The sequence below is a fragment of the Acetobacter estunensis genome (assembly GCF_019083805.1).
GTDB classification, from domain to species: domain Bacteria; phylum Pseudomonadota; class Alphaproteobacteria; order Acetobacterales; family Acetobacteraceae; genus Acetobacter; species Acetobacter estunensis_A.
Map to the genome: position 1 here is coordinate 145,388 of NZ_JAHRDV010000005.1, position 21,815 is coordinate 167,202.

Below are 21,815 nucleotides of genomic sequence, written 5' to 3' on the forward strand. Positions count from 1 at the left end.
CTATTCGTCGGGAAGCCCTTTGCGGATCTCCTGCGAATAGCCCGCATCCGGAACGGCGCCTGCAGGGCGATGGATACGACTCATGCGCTTGAGAGTCGGAAAATCGTAGTGGCGGTCAAGAAAATCCATGTCATAGGCCAGAGACGCCGTATATCCGCTGAGCAGAACGCGCCAGTCCAGGCGGTAGCGCCATTGCGCCTGCGCGCGCGTGAGAATTCCGGTCGTACAGTTGTCCGTCAGAGTGTTGTACCACTGAGGCGTGTGAGTGAGAGAATGGATCTCGGCCAGATAGCTCAGGAACAGGCGCTTTTCCGTCGCCGGTGAGAGATCGAGGTGGTAGAGATAGACACGCTCTTTTCGGAAATCCGTGCGCACACCAATCAGATCGCGCTCATCCGCCGTGACGTAGAACAGTTCGTAATGGTGGAAGAACCCGGCAATGGCGGAATAAGGAAAGCGCTTCTGCCTCCGGGTTTCGATGGAAATGGCCAGATGCTGTCCAGTGTTGAAGGCGAAGGACAGAAACACATGGGCGATGCTTTCACCCGCCCAGTAGGATGTGATGAGGTCCACTCCCGAGAGAGTGTCCACATCGTAATCCGCGTCATACCATGCGGGCGTGCAGGTGCTTTCCGTATGCCATGCGAAATTCCGGATATGCTGAATATGCGCGATATGACCCTTAAGAACCGCATCGGCCGGAAGAGAATATTCCCCGGACCAGTCACGGTCATTGCGGGGGGGATCGGTCAGATACCATCCCCAGAAACCCAGCAGAAGAACGGAAGATGCGCCACGCCGCACGGTCTGCCGTTTCTGGAGAAAAGCGGCCGCCAGTAACAGGGGATAAGCAATCGAGAGCGTTGTGCAGAGCCAGATGGGCAGGATGGTCGAGTAATGGAACGCCGCCGCCGAGAAGGCGACCATGAGAACGGCAGCGATGACGCAAAGAATACGGAAAAACCGTTTCATTCCGAAGGTCTTTCCGTGGGGACATACAGCCCGCCGATCCGTGCGATATTGCGTTGCTCCATGTCGCCGGGCGGGGGCGTATCGCCGGTCAGACGATGGATACGATTGAAGAGAATACGCCGCACTTCGGCAATCGTCACCGGGTTGGACTGGGTGGAATGGGCCGAGTGCTTGACCACCAGTTCCGAGTTTACATACGGCACATGGGCGCTTTCATATTCCACCACCCCGTCGGTGGCATCCGGTCCGGGCCTGTCCCCGAGAACGGGAATGATGGAGTGGGCCTCCACTTTTTCCGAGACGGGAATGGCGGCCAGCGCACGGATAAAGCGGCTTTCGGGCGACATGCCATAGACGCTGCCCACCCGCCACGCGCTCATGTCCAGTCGCAGTCCCTGATTGTCGGAAACAAGCTCCTGCATGACATGCGTGACGGACAAAGGAAATGTCATCATCCGTCCCAGAACGCGTGAGACGGACAGTGTAGCGAGGTAGCTGCCGTGCTGGGGGGTGGAGATGAAGACCACATTGTCCACCACCGGCATGGGCGCGGGGAAGAGGGCTTCGTGCAGAAGATCGCGTGCGTCCGGCGTGAGGCGTAGCTTGTCGAACGGCGTGGAGAGCAGTCCATCCCACAGAAGATCTTTTGCGTCGATTACAAGCATTTTGGAAAGAAGACCACCCTGACTGTGGCCGATGAGGGTGACATGGGCGAGCGCTGGATCGGCCTGCGGACCGCCAAGGCTTTGCACCGCCTCATTGATCGATTCCCTGAGTTGCAGAGCGGAATAGGGGATCGGATTTCCCGTGCCGTACGAGAACAGCCAGAATTCGTAATGACGGCGGATTTCCGGGTCGGACAGAAGATCGTTCACCATGTCCGCCCATCGTCCGGGGCTGGACGCCGTGCCATGCACCAGAACGACCGGCATACGTCCCATCCGATGCGGCTCGATGGCGGCAAGACGCAGGCGATGGTGCTGATCGAGGAACTGCCCGTCGAGAAAACCCTTGTATTCGGCAGACCAGTCCACCGATTCACTCAGGCTGATGGCGCGCGCCGTGGTCGTGTCGTACTGAAGCGGAACATGAACATCACCCGCAGGATGCGCCTGTTGCTCATCTTCGGCGGACAGGAACAGGTGGCCGGTCAGGGTGTCGGAGAGGATCTGTTCACGGGCGGAGGGAAGATCCAGAAACAGGCTTACCGGCACACGCTCGCGGTCCGTAATCTGGAAGGCCGCACTCTCTCCCGTGGTCATCCTGGGGATCGCGGCAAGAGGTTCCCCCAGACCCGGCGTGATGTAGGTGTTGTTCAGGCCGTGGATCTTCAGCCGTGCCGTGGGGCGGAAATCCGTCAGTTCGTGTCCGTGCCATTGCCGGTCGGTCGGATTGGCGGAAAGGTCGAGCGTGCCGAAGGGAAGCTGCCAGCGCTGGGGGCCGACATTGACGGGAGAGCCGAACGCCTCCGTAAGGGCAAACATGTAGAGATCGCAGGCCTGACGGAAATGCGCGTCATAGGGGCTGGGGCGGTCATCCACCGGCGCATCGGGGGCGAGATAGGCATAGGCGTAGAGAGCCGCGGCCATGAAAATTGTTCGGTCGTGCGTCTGGCGCGCACGCAGCCACGACAGTTCCGCCAGAGCGAACAACTGATCGGACAGGTTCTGGGCAAAGAACCCGGCCTGCGTCATCGTGCGCAGCGAAGTGATGGCGCGATCGGGGTCGTGCCGCCACGTTGTCTCAAGGTTCTGGCGTTGCAGCACGATCCGCGTCGAGTTGCTGGGCGTCTCGCTCCACAGGGCGCTGATATTGCGCTGCCTGTAAGCATCCACAAGGCCGAGTTTCTCGATGGAGACAGGAGAGCAGGCGGAGAGCGCCAGTAACGCGGCGGCAATCAGTGCGCCTTTGCGGCCCTGCTGCCGTCGTAATGTCGCGCGTTGGCGCATGTAGTGTCGGTCTCCGGTTACTGGAAGGCCGCAGATTACTGTCTCGAAACGATGCGGCAACCCTCGGTGTGGGAAAACAGATGTGTCGGAAAGACACGGTTCGTTCTTACCGAGGTCATCCTTATGGCGTTGATCGGAAAGTTTTGTCTGGCTGGAGCCGTGCGACGGGGCAGGCCGCCACAAGCGTCGTCAGCCAGAACATGTACCACATCGGCGATGGCCCCTTGATGACCTGCCCGAAATCCGTCATCGCGCTGAGAAGCGTATGGACCACCAGCGCCAGCCCTAGAGGCCGCCTCGTCCGGTTCCGGGGGGCGAGCACATCGCCCAGCACGCAGGCCAGATAGGCTCCCAGAAGGGCCACGCCGATCACGCCCGCATAGAGCCATGTGGAGAGCAGCAGGTTGTGTGGGAAACTCTCTCCCGGCACGCTCAGCTTGTAGCTCGGGCCATGCCCCACCCAAAACGCCTGCCCGATGGCGTCCCATGCTTCGTGCCAGATGCGCAGACGATGGGAATCTCCTCGTCCTAATTGTTCGCGGATCATGCGCGCGGGCAGGCTTGTGGGCGAAAGCCACGCCAGTCCCGCCATGGCGACCGATGCGGCCACGGGAACAAGCAACACTTTGGGGCGCAGCAGACCGAACAGCACAAGGCTCGCCACACCGACGGCCAGCAACGGTCCCCGGCTGCCGGTCAGCACGATGAAAGCAAGCACCGTCAGCCCCGCCAGCCAGTAGCGACGCTGGCCGGTACGGAGCGCCTCTGCCAGCGCCATCAGCAGAACGGCGCCCATGATGGTGGCACCGAGGATCTGGTGTTTCGTCTCCGCCCAGCCCTCCATGCGTAGGACACTGCCTTCCCATTCCCTCTGCATGTGAAATGGCAGACGCGCGAACGCGATGACGGCATTGAGCGTGGCGGCGACGATTAACACCTGCATGAGCCGTTCGCGGAAGTCCGGCCGCGTCATCAGCGCATCCGTCAGCACCAGCACGTAAACGATGGTGTTGAGCATGTTCCACAGCCAGAAACACGCGCTCCCGGCTTCGTGCCAGCTGGTCGCATGTATCAGGATGCCGACAGAAAACCATGCGATCAGGGCTACGCCTAAACCGAGGACGGGTGGCCATGTGTGAAGTGGCGGCACTCCTCTGCCCTTTGCGGTTTCATAGAGAAACAGCGGCAGGATGCCCGCATAGAAAATGTCGGACCACAGCGGTTCGGGCGAGACGAGAAAGCCAAGCCCTACCACGATGAGTAAGAACTCGTGCAGGAAGCCGCGGGGGTGTTCCCGCCATAACCACCCCATCTCACGCGGCGAGGCCAGCGGGCCGCTCACCACGGCATGTCCTCGGGCGCGCGGATGCCCATGATGACCTCGACCATGAACTGCGTCACCGCGCGTTCGTTGAAGCGCTCTACATATCGTGCACGCCCAGCTTCACCCATCCGCATGCGTTCCTCCGGGTGAGCGACCAGATGTTTCAGCTTATCCACCAGTTCGTCGAGAGAGGAGAAGAACAGCATCGCGTTTTCGCCGAAATAGTCCGCATAGCCCGTGGCGCGCTCGATCGCGACGACACAACCGTTTCCGGCCAGATGGGCGATGCGGTCGGAGGTGTAGAGATAATAATCGGCGCGTCGCGAGATGTTCAGACCGATGGCGCAGGATTCCAGCACATCCTGATAGCGTGCGCCGTGAAGATGCGGCCTCCCCCCGATGCCCGCCAGCGCCATGCGCAACGTGGGCGCGCGACGTGCGAGATCGGCGATGAAGTCGTCCATGTTCCATTCACGCCCGCAAATCTCACGCAAAGGACGTGCCGGGTTGCCGCAGGCGTAGAACAGGTCATGCGCAAGGTCGCGCGCGTGATCGGCCCGCCCCGTTTCCACAGAAAGATCCACCGGATTGGGCAGGAAGCTCATGGCGTGGCCGCCCTCTCGCATCTTCTCCAGCGACTGTCCGGCTGTGGAAATGAAGGTGTGGGCCACAACGTCGAGCTTGCTGCGTATGCGCCGGACATTATCGGGCTCGAACAGGGGGTCCACGTTCCATTGGGCGATGCGCACACCGGGCACGGCCTGTTGCACCTCGGCCAGTGTGGCGGGTTCGATCATGTCCGCATGACCGAGCAGAAGGATGTCGGGGCGGTGCTGACGGCAGAACGCGAGCAGAGCACGATTGACCGCGCGGCGTCCGAACTTGCGGCTGCCGAAGAAGGAGGAGGCCCGCGCCACGTCCCGGTCCGAGAAGTTGAGCACAAGATGTCCCTGTCGGATCAGGCCGTTGGTGAGCTTGATCTGGACCGAATGTTTCGGCCCTTCGCGCAGGCCCGTCATGAACGCCCCGACATGGACGATGGTAAGGGGAGGAATGTGCATGCGGAGAACGCGGCCTTGCCTGAATGCGGTCGAATAGAACGATCGATACTAGGACAGTCCCGCAGCCTGTGCACCCTGCGTCCGGTATCCGCATTGCCATGGGCATCCAGTGCAGCTCGGAAGTATTGGCCTCAGTGGCGATCGATGACCAGACGTGGTGGGGGAATGACGGTCGCGACCGGCTCGGTCATATGGGGGGACGGCAAGGGACGGATCGGCACATCCATCTTCCAAGGCACGATGCTGACGGAAATACGCGCGGGCACCAGAGGGATGCGGATGGTTCCCGGCCGGGAGATGATCGCGATGCCGCCTGCGTACACCACGATCAGCGCGCCCAGAACGCCAAGTTTCCAACCCCGCCGCTTCGGGCGTTTGGGAAGATCGGGCGGGTCGGAGCGCAGCAGCCGGTTCATGCCTTTGCGCGCTAGCGGATTGGCGAGGTGGGCGCAATCGTCTCTTTCGTAGGCCATGAGGTTTACTTCATCGGCCGATGAGGCACATTTCTCTTTTCTTTTCCCATTCGAGACGCCCGTGCCCTCCTTCGATCCGGCTTTTCTTTCCCTTTCATGACGGTGTGGCTCGATCCTCTCGTCATCGTGCTGTGGCTCATCGCCCTTGTGGCCGGTTCGCTGCATCTTTCCGGTGCAGCGCCGTGGTCGCGCACCCGGCCGCGTTCGGCAGAAGATGTGCTGGATGCGCATAAAAGCCTGCCGGCCTGGGCCATCTGCCTGTCCATCGTGGCCACGGAAACCTCCACGCTGACAGTCATCAGCGTGCCGGGCATCGCGTGTGCTCGGGGAATGGTGTTCGTGGGGCTGGGCGCGGGGTATTTTCTGGGCCGTCTGATGGTCGCCCGTGTGCTGTTGCCGCTCTATATGCGGGGGGATCTGGACAGCGCCTACCAATATCTCGGCACGCGCTTCGGACGCCGGATGCAGCGGTTGGCGGCCCTTACGTTTCTTCTCACGCGGCTGTTGGCAGAGGCGGTGCGTCTTTTCGCCGCGACCCTGCCTATCTGCGCTCTTCTGGCGGCGCGTGGGATGGGTGTGCCCCCTTTGGCCGTGCTGCTGGGGATGACCGGACTGACGGCTCTCTATACGGCCATTGGCGGTCTGCGCGCCGTGGTCTGGTCGGATGCCGCGCAATTTTTGCTCTATACCATGGGCGCGGCTGTGTGCTGCGGGATTCTGGCTCATGAGCTGACGGCTGTGGATCTGGCCGCTCTGCTCTCTTCCGGGATGCTTTCGCCTTTTGACTGGCATGCTTCGGCCCTCACCAGTCCGTATGCGCCGCTGACCGCCCTCATCGGAGGCGCCATTCTGTCCATGGCCTCTCACGGTACGGATCAGCTTATGGTGCAGCGTGCGCTTGCCGCCCGCAGCCTGCGCGACGCGCAACGCGCGATGGTGGGAAGCGCCGTGGTGGTGACGGGCCTGTTTGCGCTTCTGTCTCTCGTGGGCATCTTTCTGCGCCTACGGGCAGGCGGGCTTACACAGGCGATGAACGGCCTGAAATCGCCGGATGAGCTTTTTCCGCAGTTTATCGTTCACGATCTGCCGCCCGGTCTGTCCGGGCTTCTCGTGGCGGGGATCATCAGCGCCACGATGGGGTCGCTTGCCTCTGCTCTCAACGCCATGACCGCCTCGACCTTTACCGACATCGTGGGCCAACCACGTCCGGCCAGCCGGAGTCTGGTCGGAGCGGTGACCGCGCTCTGGGCGCTCGCGCTCATTGCGGTGGCCTGCGCCTTTTCGGCATCGTCCACATCCGTGCTGGTGTTCGGGTTTCAGGTGGCCGGATATTCATGGGGCGCGTTGCTGGGCGCGTTCCTGCTGGGGCTGTTGCGGCCTCGTGTGACGGAAATCCGTGCGATGGTGGCTTTTCTGGTCACGCTGGCGGTTATGAGTTGGGTTGTGCTGGGTGTGCGGATCGATGGGGCGCCGCTGGCTTTTCCGTGGTTCGTGCCGCTGGGCGTGGCGATCACCCTTGCTGTCGGATGGTTTCCCGTTGGCAGGACAAGGTGATCTTTCAGCGCTCCTGCTGCGTTGAACATGGCATCTTCACGGGAGACAGGTTCGATGGATATCCGGCACGACAGCGCGGCGCAGCGTTTCGAAACTGAGGAAGACGGGCAGGTGGCACGGCTCGATTATGAACGTGGGTCCGATGGCGCCATCACGATCACACACACGATTGTGCCCGATGCGCTCGGAGGGCGGGGCATTGGTTCCGCGTTGGTGCGGGCTGCGTGGGACTGGACGCGGGAGATGGGTGCGCCGTTGCATTCGACATGTTCGTTCGCGACGGTTTGGTTGAAGCGGAATGCGTGATCTGAACTCGGTCTGATACCGTTTCCTTATGATGGGACCGATATCCACGAATGCGTATAATTCCATGTGCTGATGAAAACAAAAGACTGGAACTGTCAGGAAATATTTTCGTTATTGAAATGGCGATCTGTACAGTGGTGGAGCCGGGCAAAGTAAGGCGCGAATTGAAGGGTGTTATAGTGATGAGAAACACATGGTGGGCGGTAAGCTTGTGTCGGTTTCTGTCGCTGTTTTCCATTATGGTAGGTGCATCGGCCTATGCGGAGACTCCACAGAGCCTTCAGTCGGTTGGCAATCTTGTGACAGTGAAAAAGCTCAACTGGCGCATTGCGGAGAGTCTTGCTGTCGAGGCGGTGAATGTCTGCGAGAGGCAGGGATATTCCGTAACAGCAACAGTTGTCGATCCATCAGGGCATCAACAGGCGGTTATCAAGGGTGATATCGTGCCGCTTCAGTCTCTTTCGGTTTCTTATCGCAAGGCTTACACGGCCTTCTCTTACGGAATGGTCTTCAACAAGAATTCCACGAGTGAACTGATAGCCGCAAAAGTAACGGGACCGCTCGACGGCGCTGTTCTGGCGACTGAACCCGAAATCATTTTCATCGCCGGTGGTGTGACGTTGCGAACCGCAGACGGCGCCGTCATTGGCGGGATTGGTGTTTCAGGCGCGCCCGGTGGCGACAAGGATGAGGCGTGCGCAAGGGCGGCAGTCTATAAACTGCAAGCCTCTTTCAGATAAGAGTCTCGTTTTTCTCGTGGTCCATGGTGTTGGCGCAAACACATGATCGGCACAGATGCAGCCTGCGTGAGGGTTTCAGCACGTTGCGGCGATGATCCGGTGAATCCACGTCTCCGCAGGCTGGATGAAGACCGCGTCTTGTCCGATTTTACGGACTTCCTGACCATGGCCTGTCCGGAGTCCGGCAATGCCGGGAAATATTTCCGTTCCCCGTACCAGCACCCGGTCATCCGCCCGGATCGGACTGTCCGGGCTGACAAGCAGCAGACTCTCGGATCGGAAGAGGGGTTCGGCGGCGTCAGTGTCCAGACGCACTCCGTAGTCATTGGGGCCGATCTCGGCAAAGGGAGAGGAGACATCCAGCCAATCCGGTCCCACGGGCAGGCCCGCGCGGTTGAATAGTCCCGTAGCATCAAGCGCTGAGAGCGGCAGGATGCGAAGGCGCAAACGGTTTTCCGCATGAGGCGTTGGCGCGGAAGGGTGCGTCATTCCGAGCGTGAGGCTGGCGAAATCGGTCAGGGACAGTCCGGTGGCGTCCAGAAGGTCCAGCAGGGTTTCCATGCGGGGCAGGCGGATATGTCCGTCATGTGAGAGACGGCGGGAGGGATTGAGTGCTGTGGGATCCAGTCCCGCCGCGCGCGCCAGACCGGAGGGAGTGAGCCCGTGTTCCGCCGCCATGTGGTCGATCGTGTCCCAGATGGTGCGGGCAAGCGCGTAACGACGGTTGGAAATCGTCATGCTTTTTTCCGCAGCACTTCGCTGCGGTGACGCGCTTCGCCTTCGGGGGTAATGTGAAACCGCCCGTTCTCCTCCGTGCAGGCGAATCCCCGTTTTTCCAGACGCTCCAGACAGGGTTCATCCACCAGTCCACGAGGGCGACCATGCGCGCCCGAAAGACGCAGTCGGTGCAGCGCCGAGCGACAGCAGGTTTCGAGATAGGGTTCGTTCCACATGAGCCGACTGTCCGCAATCGGATGCCGTCATGCAACTGCCGCGTCCGCTTTCCGTCGCGTGGGTGGCATGAACACCGGCCTCACTGTATAGGACATGCAGCTTTTTTCGCGAACGAGGCAATTCATGAGCGCAGACTTCACCGACTACAAGGTCAAGGACATCTCTCTCGCTGAGTGGGGCCGCAAGGAAATCTCCATGGCCGAGGACGAGATGCCCGGCCTGATGGCGCTCCGTGAGGAATACGGCAAGAGCCAGCCGCTCAAGGGCGCGCGCATTGCCGGCTGTCTGCACATGACGATCCAGACCGCCGTGCTGATCGAGACGCTGGTGGCCCTTGGCGCAACCGTCCGCTGGTCGTCGTGCAACATCTTTTCTACGCAGGATCACGCTGCTGCCGCTATTGCTGCTGCGAAGATTCCCGTCTTCGCCTGGAAGGGCCTGAACGAGGAAGAGTTCGACTGGTGCATCGAGCAGACCATCAAGGGACCGGACGGCTGGACGCCGAACATGATCCTCGATGACGGTGGCGATCTGACCGTCATGATGCACGACAAGTTCCCCGAGCTTCTCAACGATGTGCGCGGCCTGTCCGAAGAGACGACCACGGGTGTGCATCGTCTGTGGAAGATGCAGAAGGAAGGCACGCTCAAGGTTCCGGCGATCAACGTCAACGACAGCGTGACCAAGTCCAAGTTCGACAACCTGTATGGCTGTCGCGAGAGCCTCGTGGACGCGATCCGTCGCGGCACGGACGTGATGATGGCGGGCAAGGTTGCCGTCGTCGCCGGTTATGGCGATGTGGGTAAAGGTTCGGCGGCTTCGTTGCGCAACGCGGGTTGCCGTGTGCTCGTGACCGAGATCGATCCCATCTGCGCGCTTCAGGCCGTGATGGAAGGCTATGAAGTGGTGACGATGGAAGACGCGGCTCCGCGCGGCGACATCTTTGTGACCGCCACGGGCAACGAGGCGGTCATTCGTCTGGAGCACATGCGCGAGATGAAGAACCGCGCCATCGTGTGCAACATCGGTCACTTCGACTCAGAGATCGAGGTCGGCGCGCTGCGTAACTTCAAGTGGGACAACGTCAAGCCGCAGGTGGATGAAGTTCTCTTCCCCGATGGCAAGCGCCTGATCCTACTGTCCGAAGGTCGTCTGGTGAACCTGGGCAACGCAACGGGTCATCCGTCCTTCGTGATGTCGGCGTCCTTCACCAACCAGACGCTCGCGCAGATCGAACTGTGGACGGCCAAGCCCGGCCAGTATGAGCCGAAGGTGTACACGCTGCCCAAGAAGCTCGACGAAAAGGTCGCGGCCCTTCATTTGGCCAAAGTTGGCGCGCATCTGTCGAAACTCTCTCAGACGCAGGCCGATTATATCGGTGTGCCGGTCAACGGTCCCTTCAAGCACGAAGAATACCGTTACTGAGATCGTCTCCCGCAGAGCGGCCCCGTGCGGGTGGTTCTGCGGCCTGAGCAAACAGAAAGGAGCTCTTTCATGAGCATCTTCGGTTCCATCGTTTCCGCTATCTTCGGCCATGCAAAGGCGGCTCCGGCCACCAACACGACGCCGGCTGCCGCTGGTGCCGCTGGCGCTCCCGGTGCGGCTCCGCCGGCTGCCGGTGCGGCGCCCACCACGCCGGTTGATGTCGATGCGGTGCTGGCCGATCTGGCCGCGAAGTCCGGTCAGACGCTGAACTGGCAGACCTCCATTGTCGATCTGCTTAAGCTGCTCGGTCTCGACAGTTCGCTGGAAGCGCGCAAGCAGCTTGCCACCGAACTGCACTACACGGGCGACCAGAACGATACGGCCACGATGAATGTGTGGCTGATCAAGGAAGTCCGTCAGAAGCTGGCCGAGAACAACGGCAAGATTCCCGCCGGTCTGTAAGGTCGGATGGTAAGGGCGGCTTTGGTCGCTCTCGCCAGAAATGCCCCGGAGATTGCCCCTTTCAGGGGTGGTCTTCGGGGTTTTTCATGTCTGGTTCCACGAGGAAGAAGGGGATGGTCAATTGAGTGTCACGCTTTATGGCATCCGTAACTGCGACACGATGAAGAAAGCGCGTGCGTGGCTGGACGCGCATGATGTCGCCTATGTCTTTCATGATTACCGCAAGGACGGACTCGATCCGGACCGACTGAAGGCGTGGATAAAGAACGTGGGGTGGGAGGCGCTGCTCAATCGGGCGGGCACGACGTTCCGCAAACTGCTCGACGATGCGAAGGCCGATCTGAACGATCAGAAGGCTATGGCGTTGATGGAAAAACAGCCCGCCATGATCCGTCGCCCCGTTCTGGAGACGGCAAAGGGACTGGAGATAGGCTTTCGCCCTGAACGTTACGAGTCCCTCTTCGCGGGGTGATCGGAAGGAAGATTTTGCGCGTTCGGTAACGCTTGCCGACAGTCTTCATGCTGGAACGGCAGGCCGACTCTCTTGCGTCCGCCTGTCTCTCTGGTGAATGCTTCAGGCGTGCGGAAAATTCTGATTGCGAAGAGTTCGTCACGGACGGGAAAGAGCATCGCATGAATGCCGAAAAACCGCTTCATTTCGTCACGCTTTTGGGCAGCCTGCGTAAAGCGTCCTTCAATGCCGCCGTCGCTCGCGCGCTTTCCTCGCTGGCGCCGGACGGTGTCACGGTCACACCGCTGGGTTCCGTGGGCGAGTTTCCGCTCTACGATCAGGATATACAGGATGCGGGTTTTCCCGCGCCTGTGTTGGCCATGGCCGATCAGATATGGGCGGCCGATGGCGTTATCATCGTCACGCCGGAATACAATTATTCCATTCCCGGCGGCCTCAAGAATGCGATCGACTGGCTGTCGCGCATTTCACCGCAGCCTTTGGCGGGGAAACCTGTGGCCATCCAGACAGCCTCGCCCGGCATGATCGGTGGCGCGCGAGCGCAGTATCATCTGCGGCAGTCTCTGGTGTTTCTTGATGCCTTCGTTCTCAACAGGCCGGAAGTGATGATCAGTCAGGTGGCCGATAAGGTGGGAACGGACCCGCTGGAACTTACGGATGCGGCCACCCGCGACTTTCTGACGCGTCAGCTTGGGGCGCTCGCGACGCTGGCTCGGAAAGTGAAAGGCTGACGAGGGCGTTCCGCACTTTGGTGAAAGTCTGCGGAAGAGAGCAGTCAGAAGTCCTACAGAGGACCGCGCAGGGCTTGGATCTATAACAAAAACGGAGAGAAAGGCATCCTCAACCGAGGGAATCTTTCTCTCCAGAGATATGATTTACCGCAGAGCCAGAAGGTGATGCGCGGCTCCCGTGTGCAAAGCTGTCGCCGGATTGGTGGGGCCGAGAGCATGGACCACCACCGGATCGAACAGGCGGATGAACGTGTCGGGGTGAATGCCCATCCACAGCGTGACGATGGCCAGTGGCGCGAGCACCGCGATCTCGGGGCCGGAGAGGTCACGCAGCAGGCTCACCGTGTTCTTTACGGCGCCGAAGATAACGTGGCGATAGAGAGCGAGCATATAGACCGCGCCCATGATCATCGTCGTGCCAGCCAGAAGCGCCAACCAGAACGAGACATGGATGGCTCCCATCAGCACAAGCAGTTCGCCCACGAAGGAACCGGTGCCGGGAAGACCGATATTGGCCATGGTGAACAGCATGGCCAGCGTGGCGAGGGTCGGCATTTTGAACGCCACGCCGCCCATGGAGGCGATGTCGCGTGTCTGGGTACGCCACGCAATGGCGGCAACGCAGAAGAACAGCGCCGAGATGACCACGCCATGCGAGAGCATCTGATAGATCGCCCCGTCCACGCCTTCCGCATCCAGCGTGAACAGACCCACGGCAATCATGCCCATGTGGGAAAAGGAGGAGTAGGCCACCAGCCGCTTCATATCCGTCTGCGCGAAAGCGATGAAGGCGGCATAGATGATGGCGATCACGCCCAGCGGCAGGATGAAGGGCGCGAAGGCATGCACCGCATCCGGAAACATCAGCACGCCAAAACGCAGCAGGCCGTAGGCGCCGGTCTTCGACAGGACGCCGGAAAGCAGCGCGGAGGTGGCGGTCGGTGCTTCGGTGTAGGCGTCCGGCAGCCACGCATGCAGCGGGAACAGCGGCAGCTTGACGCCAAAGGCGAGGATGAAGGCCACCAGCAGCCAGCATTCCACAGCATAGGAGAAGTGGGACTGCATCAGCGTGGGAATGTCGGTGGTGCCCGCCATGGACCACATGGCCGCCATCGCCACCAGCATGGCCAGCGAGCCACCAAATGTGAACAGGAAGAACTGGAGCGAGGCCCAGACCCGTTTCGGACCGCCCCAGACGCCGATCATCAGGCTCGCGGGGATCAGGGTCGCCTCATAGAACAGGTAGAACACCAGCAGATCGCAGGCCGAGAACAGGCCCATGAGCGCGGTTTCCAGAAACAGAACGGCGGCCATGAAATCGCCCGCGCGACCGGTCACGCTTTTCCACGCGGCGCCGATGGAAAGGGGTGTGAGGAAGGCCGTCAGCAGCACGAAGACGAGGCTGATTCCGTCCAGACCGGTGTGATACGAGATACCAAAAGACGGCATCCACGCCAGTTGCTGCTCGTACTGGATGCCCGGCATCTGGGGATCGAAACCCGCCCAGATGACCACGGACAACGCCAGCGTCAGCAGGCTTGTCCACAGGGCAATCCAGCGGCTGGTGCGATCCGCCGTGTCCGGCGCTCCCTTGAACAGGAGAATGGCCAGTCCACCCAGAAGGGGGAGATAGGTGACGAGTGACAGAAGGAACGGATGCACGGCGTACTCTCGGGTCCGGTACCAATTACACGGACCTTAGCGCTCTCATGCTCTCACGACCACCCGTTCCTGTGCTCACAACATGCGGATGACGCAGGGGTGATGGCGCAATTCCGTCTTTTTCCTCTCGTTCGCACATGAAAAGCCGGATACGGGAGCGTATCCGGCCCAGTCATAGCCATCGTTTTTCGATGGAGAGGACGATCAGTTGGCGGAAGGTGTCTGATGATGCGCAAGCTGGCGCTTCAGCGCGGCCAGAAGTGTCGCAACCTGGCCGCCATTACGCTGGATATAGGCGGAGTAATCCTGACGCTGGGTCAGACGCAGGCTGGCGCCTTCCCCGATCACGTCCACGATCTTGGGGGAGCCGCTCTGCGTGCTGACGATCCACTGCATGGCGGCGTCGGGCTGCTGCGGGCGGTGCAGCACGGCGGCGACGGCCTGATCCTCACCCTGTGGCGTGGTCGTGCCGATGGTGAAGCTCACGCCGCGATAATCTCCCAGCTTGTCGGTGATGGCATTGACCAGAACCTGATGGAAAAGCGAGAGATATTCCGTCTGCTGCTCAGGAGTTGCCATACGCCAGTAGCGGCCGAGGCAGTAGCGGCCAATGGCGTCCACATCCACGTCGCTCTGCAGGATGGGCAGGACGTGGGCTTTTTTCTCGTCCGGCGAGAGGTTGCTGTTGACGATGGCCACGAGCCGGTTGCCCAGCGAACGGACGAACTCGGCGGCAGGCTGTGCGGCAAGAGCTGGAAAGGCAGCGACGGGCAGCAGGGCTGCGGCGGCTGCGGTTCCGAGCACGAAACTGCGGCGGCTTGCGCGGATGGTCATGATGTTCGCCCTCTTGTTCTTCTGGAAATCGATCAATTGTACCAGTCGGGCACGGTGGCGCGATGGTCGTCCTTGATCGCTTGCGCGAGCGCCTTGCGCTGTTGCTGATAGGCGCTGCGAATGGTGGCATACGGATCGAGCGCGTCACGCTGGACCTGATCGAGATCATCGAGATGGTCGGCACGGGCGTTGATGACGCCCATGATGTTGTACGCCCAGTTGAAGGTCAGCAGACCATAGCCACGCGGCACGTAGTTCCATGGCGAGAGGCCCTGATCCATTGCATAGCCGATACCGTCACGGATCGAGGAGGGGCCCATCATGGGCAGGAACAGATAGGGGCCGGACTCCACGCCCCATGTGGCGAGCGTCAGACCCGCGTCATTGTCGTGATGCGGATAACCCGCATATTTCGCGACATCGATGAAGCCACCGACGCCTGCGACCATGTTGATGCACCAGCGCACGAAGGCGTCACCCGCGCGGCGAGGCTTGCCGGCTCCCACATCGTTGAAGAACACCGACGGCTCGTTCATGGTCCGCACCATGTTGCCGATGGATTTGCGCACCGGCACCGGCACGGCCCAGACATAGGCCTTGGCGACGGGCCGCATGGAGTATTTGTCCACCTTGACGGACAGATCGTACATTTTGCGGTTGAGTGGCTCGTAGCGGTCATTGGCCTCGTTGTATTCGGCCAGCGCTTCGGGATCCTTGGGTTTGGGCGCGACCATGGAGGAACACGCCGTCAGCATCAGTGCTCCCAGCACGAGCGTACCGCTCCTGAGGGCCGTGCGATTCTTCCTGCAAGAGGCAACGTCGGGAGAGGGTGCCGTGTGCCGTTCGTCCGTAAGTGAGCCCATGCCCGTCCGAGTCTCCGTTGTCCAACCACCAGCCCCGCCGGGCTCTCTTTCCTGCCGGAGGAGGAAAGTCTTGCGCCCGCAGGAAACGGGCAATCCCGGTCTTCTCTAACATGTCGGGTTACGGATGCAATCGGCATGGGCGCGACACAGACCTTCCCTTCCGTAACGTGATCGATACGCAACGGGTTCATCGGGAAGGCAGAAAATGCGCAATGAATGCGGTGTGTCTAGAACTTGCGGTCGCGCTTGATGACGTCCCAGGCCGCGTTGATGCGCGCGATGGTGGCGGCCGCGTTCTCGATCTCGGTCGGGCTTGCGTTGCGGGCCGCGAGGGCGTCGGGATGATGCTTTCGCACCAGTGTCCGCCATGTGGCCCGCAATTCGTCGTTCGACGCAGTGATGGAGACGCCCAGCACGGCGTAGGCATCGTTTTCGGCCATGGCGGGACGTGAGCGGCCGCCCTCGGCCCGATCCCATGCGCCCGCGCCCAGCCCGAAGGCTTTGTGGACGTTCTTGAGGAATTTCAGTTCGGCCGGATGCAGCGGCTCATCGGTGCGCAGATCCGCCCGCGCGATGAAGAACAGCGTGCCCAGCAGTTCTTCCAGCATGAGATGATCGCTGCGGAATGTCTGTCCCAGTTCGCGGGCAAAGCGTTCGTAGTCGTCCGTACGTTTGCGGGCCATGTCGAACAGTCGCCCGACTTCGGTCGCGTTCTCGGGTGGAATCCGCAGGCGCGACTTGAACGCGTCGATCTCGCGGCGGTTTACGGGGGCGTCGCATTTGGCAAGTTTGGCGGCGAGGATGATGGTGCACAGCGCGTAAAGCTGGTCCTTGCGGCCCGTGACGGCTGCCACCTTGGCGGCTACGAAAGCTGCCGCTCCGTTGGCGTCAGGTGCTGCACGCGCGGCCCAGCGGTCGCTCCAGCCACCCGTAGGGGCTTCGAGCAGCGTCCCACGGTCCGCCGCATGTCCGAGAGCCGCGCCAAGCAGCGCGCCCATTCGTCCGCCCACCGCGAAGCCCGCCACGGTTCCGAACATCTTGCCCCAGATAGCCATGGCGTGAGTCTAGCACCCGGACACGGCGCACCCAAGCCCATGCTCCGGGGGCTTAGTGGGCGGGCGTGTCAGGGGTGTCATGGTCGATGGCCGAATGGGCAAGTCCCACCAGATCGGTGGCAAGACCGGGCAGACCGGCGTTCCAGACCACATCCGCGAGTTGCAGCAGCGAGTGCGAGATCAGCAGCGGGCTGGTCTGCGGACAGTGGGGGAGACGAAGGATTTTGGACGGCATGGCTTCCTCGTCCTTGGTGGGACTCCGTTTGGCAGCGGGATGCTGCGGGGCGGACGCTAGAGGATCGGTAGTTTCCGATGCGTTAACAAGTCGAAGTTTGGTTAATGGACGATGCATTTCGCAGGAAAAGCCCTGGTTCGAGGGAGATGTCTCCCGGTTGGGCGAACCGGCTCTGGTTCGATAACCGGCTGGTTCACCCGGGAAAATCAGGTGACTCCGGCACTTTAGGCTGTCCCAACTCATTCCTCTCCTGATTTGCATCAAGCAGTGCCGCCACACGCAGGGCCGAGGCCAGTGGGCGGGATGCCCCGCGCTTGCGGTCGATGTCTTCTACGAGATGCGCCACCGAAATGCCCCGCTTTGCGGCCATGCGGTCGAGCGCGTCCCAGAACTCCGGTTCCAGCGCCACGCTCGTACCGTGTCCCGACAGCACGAGGCTGCGTTTGAGCAGATGGCGGATCATGAGAGGGGCGACTCCAGTTGTCCGCAGGCCCACGCAGCGGCTTCGGCCACGATGGGATCGGCGTCGATCTGACGGGTTTTGGCCGCAGGCAGCAGGCACGGATCGCCTGAATTGCCGATGGCGATCAGGACATTGCGGACAAAGCGGTTGCGTCCGATGCGCTTGATGGGCGAGCCGGAGAACAATTGGCGAAAGCCCGCATCGTCCAATGCCGCCAGATTGGCCAACCGTGGCGCGATCAGTTCGGGGCGAGGGCGCAGTTTCATCTCGCGCGCTGTCGCCGCGAACCGGTTCCATGGGCAGACGGCCAGACAATCATCGCAGCCATAGATGCGATTGCCGATTGCCTTGCGGAAGGATTCGGGGATCGGGCCGTCATGCTCGATCGTGAGATAGGACACGCAGCGGCGCGCATCGAGTTGCCATGGTGCCGTAATGGCCTGTGTGGGACAGGCCGTAATACAGCGCGTGCAGGTGCCGCAGCTTCCCGCCCGGTGCGGGGTGGGTGGCAGGAGGAGCGTGGTGTAGATTTCTCCCAACAGGAGCCAACTTCCCTCATCGCGGGAGACGAGGTTGGTGTGCTTGCCCTGCCAGCCAAGTCCGGCTTTTTCCGCCAGCGGTTTTTCGGCCACGGGTGCTGTGTCCACGAACACCTTGACGTCGCATGCCATATCCAACCGTCTGGCCTCGGCTACGAGAAACTGAGCCAGATGCTTGAGGCGTCCTTTGATGATGTCATGATAATCGCGGTTGCGGGCATAGACGGAGATGTTGCCACAGTCCGGCTTGTCCAGCGTGGCGAGTGCATCGTCCTCGGGGGCGTAGGACAGGCCGAGTGCGATGACGGACCGCACTTCGGGCCATAGTCCTGTAGGACTGGAACGCTGCTCCATCCGTTCGGCCATCCATGACATGGTGCCATGATGACCCGCTTCCACGAACTCCCGCAGGCGGAAGGCGACGTCCGGGCCGAGATTGGCCTCGCAGATGCCGAAATCGTCAAAGCCGAGCGCGTCGGCTTTCTCGCGCAGACGCTCGACCAGACGGGCACTGGTCGCGGGCGTCATCAGGGCACGGGAGGAATGAAGGGGCGCGGCATCTCGTCCTCGCTCCAGTCGCCTGCCGCCCATTCGGCGCGGAGGTGGTCGGCATGGGTGTCGAGTGTTCTGTCTACGATGGCGGCGCGGATGCCGCGCATCAGCCGCTGATAATAGGCGAGATTGTGCCATGTTAGCAGCATCGGGCCGAGCAGTTCATTGGCGCGGAACAGGTGGTGCAGATAGGCGCGTGAGTGTCGGGTGCAGGCAAGGCAATCGCAATGCGGGGAAATCGGTCGCGAATCCGTGGCGAAGCGGGCGTTGCGCATATTGAGATGCCCGCGCTCGGTATAGGCGCGGGCGGTGCGGCCGGCGCGGGTTGGCATCACGCAGTCGAACATGTCCACGCCGCGCTGCACGCTGCCCAGCAGGTCATCAGGCGTGCCGACCCCCATCAGATAGCGCGGCGCGTCGGCCGGCATGAGCGGCGTGGTGACGTCCAGCGTCGCGAACATCAGTTCTTGCCCTTCACCTACGGCGAGACCGCCGATGGCGTAGCCCTCGAAGCCGATATCGGTCAGCGCTTTCACGCTTTCAGCGCGAAGATCCGGTTCCACGCCGCCCTGCACGATGCCGAACTGGCCATAGCCTTCGCGCTGTACGAATGCTTCGCGGGAGCGTCCGGCCCAGCGCATGGACAGCCGCATGGAAGCGGCGATGGCTTCCGGGGCGGCGGGCAGGGCCGGACATTCGTCGAAGCACATGGTGATGGTGGCGTCGAGCGCATGCTGGATGGCGGTAGAGCGTTCCGGATCCAGCCGATGTTCCGAGCCGTCGATGTGGGAACGGAAGGTCACGCCGTCCTGATCGAGCTTACGCAGCGCGCCGAGCGACATGACCTGAAACCCGCCCGAGTCCGTAAGGATCGGTCCCGACCAGTCCATGAAACGGTGCAGGCCGCCAAGCTGCTTCACCCGTTCCGCGCCGGGGCGCAGCATCAGATGATAGGTGTTGCCTAAAACGATGCCCGCGCCCGTGGAGCGCACGGCGTCCATCGTCATGCCCTTGACGGTGCCCACCGTGCCGACGGGCATGAAAGTGGGGGTCTGCACCGGGCCGTGCGCCGTGTGCAATGTGCCCGCACGCGCCGCGCCGTCCGTGGCTTCGCAGATCCAGCGGAAGGAACGGGTCATGATGGTTCTCCTGTGAGGGGATGCTGAGGTGTCACCTCACGTCCCGGCAGAGGGCGCGACCTCCTGCTTTTCTTTATAAAGGACGCCAATGCCGTGTTCATATGTCGGCCGCTCGCCGTAGCAGGCAGGCGTCTCCATACGAATAGAAACGGTATCCGCTGGCGATGGCATGGGCATAGGCCGCTTGCATCCGCTGCGTACCCGCGAAGGCGCAGACCAGCATGAACAGCGTGGAGCGCGGCAGATGGAAGTTGGTCATCAGCACATCCACGGCGCGGAAGCGGAAACCGGGATGGATGAAGATGGAGGTGTCACTGTTAAAAGGCTGGACCTGCCCGTCTTCGTTCACCGCGCTTTCCAGCAGGCGCAGCGTGGTGGTGCCGACGGCTACGATCCGTCCGCCGCGTGCTTTGGTGGCGTTGATGCGCTCCGCCGCCTCGGGCGTGATGATCCCGCGCTCGGCGTGCATTTTGTGGCCTGAGAGTGTCTCGGTGCGAACGGGCAGGAATGTGCCCGCGCCGACATGCAGTGTGAGCGTCTCGCGTCCAATACCGGCCTCATCCAACCGCGCCAGAAGATCGGGCGTGAAGTGCAGGCCTGCCGTGGGAGCGGCGACCGCGCCACGATGTTCCGCGAAAATGGTGCGGTAATCGCGCTCGTCCTCGGCGGTGGGGCCTTGGGGGCGGGCGATATAGGGCGGGAGAGCCAGTGCACCGGCGGTACGCAGGAAGGCGTCAAACGCATCCCCTTCCGTGCTGAAGCGCAGGGTCGCGCCGCCCTGTCCGTCAAGGCTTGCGACTTCCGCCGTTTCCTCCGTGCCGGGAAAGGTCAGTGTGTCGCCCGGACGCAGGCGTTTGGCATTGCGGATCAGTGCGCTCCATGAGCCATCGGCCTGATGCTGATCGAGCGTGACACCGATCTTTGCCTCTCCGCGTCGGGCATGAAGCTGTGCCGGGATGACGGCGGTGTCATTGGCCACCAGCAGATCGCCCTCGCGCAGCAGGCCGGGCAGATCGCGCACATGCCGGTCGATGAAGGGGGCCGTTGGATCAGCAGGCACATCCAGCAGCCGCGCGCTGTCACGCGGGCGGGCGGGGTGCTGCGCAATCGAGGTTTCGGGCAGCGGAAAATCGAAATCGGCGGTGCGGTCGTCCATGTGGCGCAGCGTTTACGGAGTCCGGCGCGCGAACGCCAGCCCTGCGGTGAGGCACACTTGAATGGCGGAGGTGGGAGCGCCATCTTGGCAGAGACGTAATGATCTGGACAATTTCGGGAGAATATCAATGTCCTACGCTCTTCTTGACGCTGCCCGCGTGGCCAAGGCCGCCAAGACCTCACTGGATGTTCTCAAAGCGGCCAATGAGACGTCGGAGGCGCATCAGCGCAAGACCATCATGGTTGAGCGGATCGCGGCTCTCGCGCAGGCGGCGTCCGAGTCGCCCAAGAATGACGGCGTGACGCTGACCTCCGAGGAGTTCTGGCTCATCAGCCTGAACTGGTAAGCGGATCGCCTAGAAAGTAAGGAGCCTCCCATGGCGTTCATCCTGACCAGTCCCGCGTTTTCCAATGGCGATGTCATGCCTCAGGCGCAGGTCTATTCCGGCATGGGTCAGCAGGGAGGCAATCTCTCCCCACCTCTGAAGTGGGAGGGCGCGCCAGCGGGGACGAAAAGTTTCGTTCTCACGCTCTACGATCCCGATGCGCCCACCGGCTCTGGCTGGTGGCACTGGGTCGTGGTGAATCTTCCGGCCAGCACGACATCGCTGCCGGAGGGTGCAGGTTCGGGGCGGGGTGGTCTGCCAGCGGGCGCGCTGGAGGTTCGCACCGATTTTGGCACGCCGGGCTATGGCGGGGCCGCACCGCCGCCGGGACGCGTGCATCGCTATGTGTTCACGATCACGGCGCTGGACGTGCCCAAGCTGGAAGTGTCAGTGGACTCAAGCCCCGCGCTTGTGGGGTTCATGGTCAATCACCACAGGCTGGCTTCGGCGCAGATTACGGTGCTCTATGGATCGGGCACGAAATCGCCCTGATCGGTTGGCATGGTGAA

General features: G+C 61.8%; 25 protein-coding genes. 9 read left to right on the top strand and 16 right to left on the bottom strand.

The annotated features are described in order from the left end of the window. The 5 genes from KUA11_RS08385 to KUA11_RS08405 all read right to left on the bottom strand — a co-directional run bounded on the left by KUA11_RS08385 (position 1) and on the right by KUA11_RS08405 (position 5,779). Positions 1–972 (bottom strand): Lnb N-terminal periplasmic domain-containing protein, encoded by a 972-nt coding sequence (locus tag KUA11_RS08385; protein ID WP_217409856.1) that lies wholly within the window; start codon positions 970–972, stop codon positions 1–3. After that, positions 969–2,921, bottom strand: a complete 1,953-nt coding sequence (locus KUA11_RS08390; RefSeq protein ID WP_217409857.1) for an esterase/lipase family protein — start codon at positions 2,919–2,921, stop codon at positions 969–971. Before KUA11_RS08390 ends, KUA11_RS08385 begins: the two co-directional genes overlap by 4 nt. 121 nt (positions 2,922–3,042) lie before the next feature. After that, complete coding sequence (locus tag KUA11_RS17850) at positions 3,043–4,263, bottom strand: O-antigen ligase family protein (RefSeq protein WP_217409858.1); 1,221 nt, start codon at positions 4,261–4,263, stop codon at positions 3,043–3,045. Then, positions 4,260–5,306: a glycosyltransferase family protein gene (locus KUA11_RS08400; protein ID WP_217409859.1), complete on the bottom strand. Its 1,047-nt coding sequence runs from the start codon at positions 5,304–5,306 to the stop codon at positions 4,260–4,262. The genes KUA11_RS17850 and KUA11_RS08400 overlap by 4 nt, the downstream gene beginning before the upstream one ends. Before the next feature lie 131 nt (positions 5,307–5,437). Further along, positions 5,438–5,779 (bottom strand): hypothetical protein, encoded by a 342-nt coding sequence (locus tag KUA11_RS08405; protein ID WP_217409860.1) that lies wholly within the window; start codon positions 5,777–5,779, stop codon positions 5,438–5,440. Between the two features lie 96 nt (positions 5,780–5,875). On the opposite strand from KUA11_RS08405, the gene KUA11_RS08410 reads away from it, so the two are divergent. The 3 genes from KUA11_RS08410 (at position 5,876) to KUA11_RS08420 (ending at position 8,379) form a co-directional block, all read left to right on the top strand. Continuing rightward, on the top strand, positions 5,876–7,333 hold the full coding sequence (locus KUA11_RS08410; protein ID WP_217409861.1) for a sodium:solute symporter: 1,458 nt from the start codon (positions 5,876–5,878) through the stop codon (positions 7,331–7,333). Between the two features lie 54 nt (positions 7,334–7,387). After that, positions 7,388–7,639, top strand: coding sequence for a GNAT family N-acetyltransferase (locus KUA11_RS08415; RefSeq protein ID WP_217409862.1), 252 nt, complete (start codon positions 7,388–7,390; stop codon positions 7,637–7,639). 239 nt (positions 7,640–7,878) lie between these two features. Continuing rightward, on the top strand, positions 7,879–8,379 hold the full coding sequence (locus KUA11_RS08420) for a GlcG/HbpS family heme-binding protein (RefSeq protein WP_217409993.1): 501 nt from the start codon (positions 7,879–7,881) through the stop codon (positions 8,377–8,379). A gap of 75 nt (positions 8,380–8,454) precedes the next feature. Here the strand turns inward: KUA11_RS08420 and KUA11_RS08425 are convergent, their stop codons facing one another. Together KUA11_RS08425 and KUA11_RS08430 are read right to left on the bottom strand one after the other, a co-directional pair. Further along, positions 8,455–9,117 carry a helix-turn-helix domain-containing protein gene (locus KUA11_RS08425; protein ID WP_217409863.1) on the bottom strand — a complete coding sequence of 221 codons (663 nt, stop codon included), beginning with the start codon at positions 9,115–9,117 and terminating at the stop codon, positions 8,455–8,457. Then, the gene (locus KUA11_RS08430; RefSeq protein WP_217409864.1) at positions 9,114–9,332 is read right to left on the bottom strand and encodes a hypothetical protein; all 219 of its coding nucleotides are present in this window, start codon (positions 9,330–9,332) and stop codon (positions 9,114–9,116) included. Before KUA11_RS08430 ends, KUA11_RS08425 begins: the two co-directional genes overlap by 4 nt. A gap of 124 nt (positions 9,333–9,456) precedes the next feature. On the opposite strand from KUA11_RS08430, the gene ahcY reads away from it, so the two are divergent. The 4 genes from ahcY (at position 9,457) to KUA11_RS08450 (ending at position 12,423) form a co-directional block, all read left to right on the top strand. Then, entirely contained in the window at positions 9,457–10,758 is a 1,302-nt protein-coding gene (ahcY, locus tag KUA11_RS08435) for an adenosylhomocysteinase (protein WP_217409865.1), read from the top strand. A 69-nt stretch (positions 10,759–10,827) separates the two neighbouring features. Further along, positions 10,828–11,220, top strand: a complete 393-nt coding sequence (locus tag KUA11_RS08440) for a DUF3597 domain-containing protein (RefSeq protein WP_217409866.1) — start codon at positions 10,828–10,830, stop codon at positions 11,218–11,220. Positions 11,221–11,341: 121 nt separating this feature from the next. Further along, positions 11,342–11,692 carry an ArsC family reductase gene (locus KUA11_RS08445; RefSeq protein ID WP_302480877.1) on the top strand — a complete coding sequence of 117 codons (351 nt, stop codon included), beginning with the start codon at positions 11,342–11,344 and terminating at the stop codon, positions 11,690–11,692. Positions 11,693–11,853: 161 nt separating this feature from the next. Then, the gene (locus KUA11_RS08450; protein WP_217409868.1) at positions 11,854–12,423 is read left to right on the top strand and encodes an NADPH-dependent FMN reductase; all 570 of its coding nucleotides are present in this window, start codon (positions 11,854–11,856) and stop codon (positions 12,421–12,423) included. A gap of 144 nt (positions 12,424–12,567) precedes the next feature. Here the strand turns inward: KUA11_RS08450 and KUA11_RS08455 are convergent, their stop codons facing one another. The 9 genes from KUA11_RS08455 to queA form a co-directional block, all read right to left on the bottom strand. Further along, entirely contained in the window at positions 12,568–14,085 is a 1,518-nt protein-coding gene (locus KUA11_RS08455; RefSeq protein ID WP_217409869.1) for a complex I subunit 4 family protein, read from the bottom strand. Positions 14,086–14,289: 204 nt separating this feature from the next. Continuing rightward, positions 14,290–14,919 (bottom strand): MlaC/ttg2D family ABC transporter substrate-binding protein, encoded by a 630-nt coding sequence (locus tag KUA11_RS08460; RefSeq protein WP_166314196.1) that lies wholly within the window; start codon positions 14,917–14,919, stop codon positions 14,290–14,292. A gap of 32 nt (positions 14,920–14,951) precedes the next feature. Next, on the bottom strand, positions 14,952–15,674 hold the full coding sequence (locus KUA11_RS08465) for an MlaA family lipoprotein (RefSeq protein WP_254454806.1): 723 nt from the start codon (positions 15,672–15,674) through the stop codon (positions 14,952–14,954). A gap of 335 nt (positions 15,675–16,009) precedes the next feature. Then, complete coding sequence (locus KUA11_RS08470) at positions 16,010–16,837, bottom strand: TerB family tellurite resistance protein (RefSeq protein WP_217409871.1); 828 nt, start codon at positions 16,835–16,837, stop codon at positions 16,010–16,012. Positions 16,838–16,889: 52 nt separating this feature from the next. After that, entirely contained in the window at positions 16,890–17,072 is a 183-nt protein-coding gene (locus KUA11_RS08475) for a hypothetical protein (protein ID WP_217409872.1), read from the bottom strand. A gap of 193 nt (positions 17,073–17,265) precedes the next feature. Further along, positions 17,266–17,535: a ribbon-helix-helix domain-containing protein gene (locus KUA11_RS08480; protein ID WP_217409873.1), complete on the bottom strand. Its 270-nt coding sequence runs from the start codon at positions 17,533–17,535 to the stop codon at positions 17,266–17,268. After that, a complete protein-coding gene (gene queG / locus KUA11_RS08485; RefSeq protein ID WP_217409874.1) occupies positions 17,532–18,602 on the bottom strand; it encodes a tRNA epoxyqueuosine(34) reductase QueG in 1,071 nt (356 codons plus the stop codon). Before queG ends, KUA11_RS08480 begins: the two co-directional genes overlap by 4 nt. After that, positions 18,602–19,765, bottom strand: coding sequence for a tRNA guanosine(34) transglycosylase Tgt (gene tgt / locus KUA11_RS08490; protein WP_217409875.1), 1,164 nt, complete (start codon positions 19,763–19,765; stop codon positions 18,602–18,604). Before tgt ends, queG begins: the two co-directional genes overlap by 1 nt. A gap of 97 nt (positions 19,766–19,862) precedes the next feature. Further along, a complete protein-coding gene (gene queA, locus KUA11_RS08495) occupies positions 19,863–20,921 on the bottom strand; it encodes a tRNA preQ1(34) S-adenosylmethionine ribosyltransferase-isomerase QueA (RefSeq protein WP_217409876.1) in 1,059 nt (352 codons plus the stop codon). A 127-nt stretch (positions 20,922–21,048) separates the two neighbouring features. On the opposite strand from queA, the gene KUA11_RS08500 reads away from it, so the two are divergent. Together KUA11_RS08500 and KUA11_RS08505 are read left to right on the top strand one after the other, a co-directional pair. Further along, the gene (locus KUA11_RS08500) at positions 21,049–21,267 is read left to right on the top strand and encodes a hypothetical protein (RefSeq protein ID WP_166314180.1); all 219 of its coding nucleotides are present in this window, start codon (positions 21,049–21,051) and stop codon (positions 21,265–21,267) included. 30 nt (positions 21,268–21,297) lie between these two features. Continuing rightward, positions 21,298–21,798, top strand: a complete 501-nt coding sequence (locus KUA11_RS08505; protein WP_217409877.1) for a kinase inhibitor — start codon at positions 21,298–21,300, stop codon at positions 21,796–21,798. The last annotated feature ends 17 nt before the right edge of the window (positions 21,799–21,815 follow it).

Bases quoted from the DNA above. Each gene is read 5' to 3' on its own strand.
- KUA11_RS08385 (WP_217409856.1), bottom strand. From the start codon at position 972: ATGAAACGGTTTTTCCGTATTCTTTGCGTCATCGCTGCCGTTCTCATG.
- KUA11_RS08390 (WP_217409857.1), bottom strand. From the start codon at position 2,921: ATGCGCCAACGCGCGACATTACGACGGCAGCAGGGCCGCAAAGGCGCA.
- KUA11_RS08400 (WP_217409859.1), bottom strand. From the start codon at position 5,306: ATGCACATTCCTCCCCTTACCATCGTCCATGTCGGGGCGTTCATGACG.
- KUA11_RS08405 (WP_217409860.1), bottom strand. From the start codon at position 5,779: ATGGCCTACGAAAGAGACGATTGCGCCCACCTCGCCAATCCGCTAGCG.
- KUA11_RS08410 (WP_217409861.1), top strand. From the start codon at position 5,876: ATGACGGTGTGGCTCGATCCTCTCGTCATCGTGCTGTGGCTCATCGCC.
- KUA11_RS08415 (WP_217409862.1), top strand. From the start codon at position 7,388: ATGGATATCCGGCACGACAGCGCGGCGCAGCGTTTCGAAACTGAGGAA.
- KUA11_RS08420 (WP_217409993.1), top strand. From the start codon at position 7,879: ATGGTAGGTGCATCGGCCTATGCGGAGACTCCACAGAGCCTTCAGTCG.
- KUA11_RS08425 (WP_217409863.1), bottom strand. From the start codon at position 9,117: ATGACGATTTCCAACCGTCGTTACGCGCTTGCCCGCACCATCTGGGAC.
- KUA11_RS08430 (WP_217409864.1), bottom strand. From the start codon at position 9,332: ATGTGGAACGAACCCTATCTCGAAACCTGCTGTCGCTCGGCGCTGCAC.
- ahcY (WP_217409865.1), top strand. From the start codon at position 9,457: ATGAGCGCAGACTTCACCGACTACAAGGTCAAGGACATCTCTCTCGCT.
- KUA11_RS08440 (WP_217409866.1), top strand. From the start codon at position 10,828: ATGAGCATCTTCGGTTCCATCGTTTCCGCTATCTTCGGCCATGCAAAG.
- KUA11_RS08450 (WP_217409868.1), top strand. From the start codon at position 11,854: ATGAATGCCGAAAAACCGCTTCATTTCGTCACGCTTTTGGGCAGCCTG.
- KUA11_RS08460 (WP_166314196.1), bottom strand. From the start codon at position 14,919: ATGACCATCCGCGCAAGCCGCCGCAGTTTCGTGCTCGGAACCGCAGCC.
- KUA11_RS08465 (WP_254454806.1), bottom strand. From the start codon at position 15,674: ATGCTGACGGCGTGTTCCTCCATGGTCGCGCCCAAACCCAAGGATCCC.
- KUA11_RS08470 (WP_217409871.1), bottom strand. From the start codon at position 16,837: ATGGCTATCTGGGGCAAGATGTTCGGAACCGTGGCGGGCTTCGCGGTG.
- KUA11_RS08475 (WP_217409872.1), bottom strand. From the start codon at position 17,072: ATGCCGTCCAAAATCCTTCGTCTCCCCCACTGTCCGCAGACCAGCCCG.
- KUA11_RS08480 (WP_217409873.1), bottom strand. From the start codon at position 17,535: ATGATCCGCCATCTGCTCAAACGCAGCCTCGTGCTGTCGGGACACGGT.
- queG (WP_217409874.1), bottom strand. From the start codon at position 18,602: ATGACGCCCGCGACCAGTGCCCGTCTGGTCGAGCGTCTGCGCGAGAAA.
- tgt (WP_217409875.1), bottom strand. From the start codon at position 19,765: ATGACCCGTTCCTTCCGCTGGATCTGCGAAGCCACGGACGGCGCGGCG.
- queA (WP_217409876.1), bottom strand. From the start codon at position 20,921: ATGGACGACCGCACCGCCGATTTCGATTTTCCGCTGCCCGAAACCTCG.
- KUA11_RS08500 (WP_166314180.1), top strand. From the start codon at position 21,049: ATGTCCTACGCTCTTCTTGACGCTGCCCGCGTGGCCAAGGCCGCCAAG.
- KUA11_RS08505 (WP_217409877.1), top strand. From the start codon at position 21,298: ATGGCGTTCATCCTGACCAGTCCCGCGTTTTCCAATGGCGATGTCATG.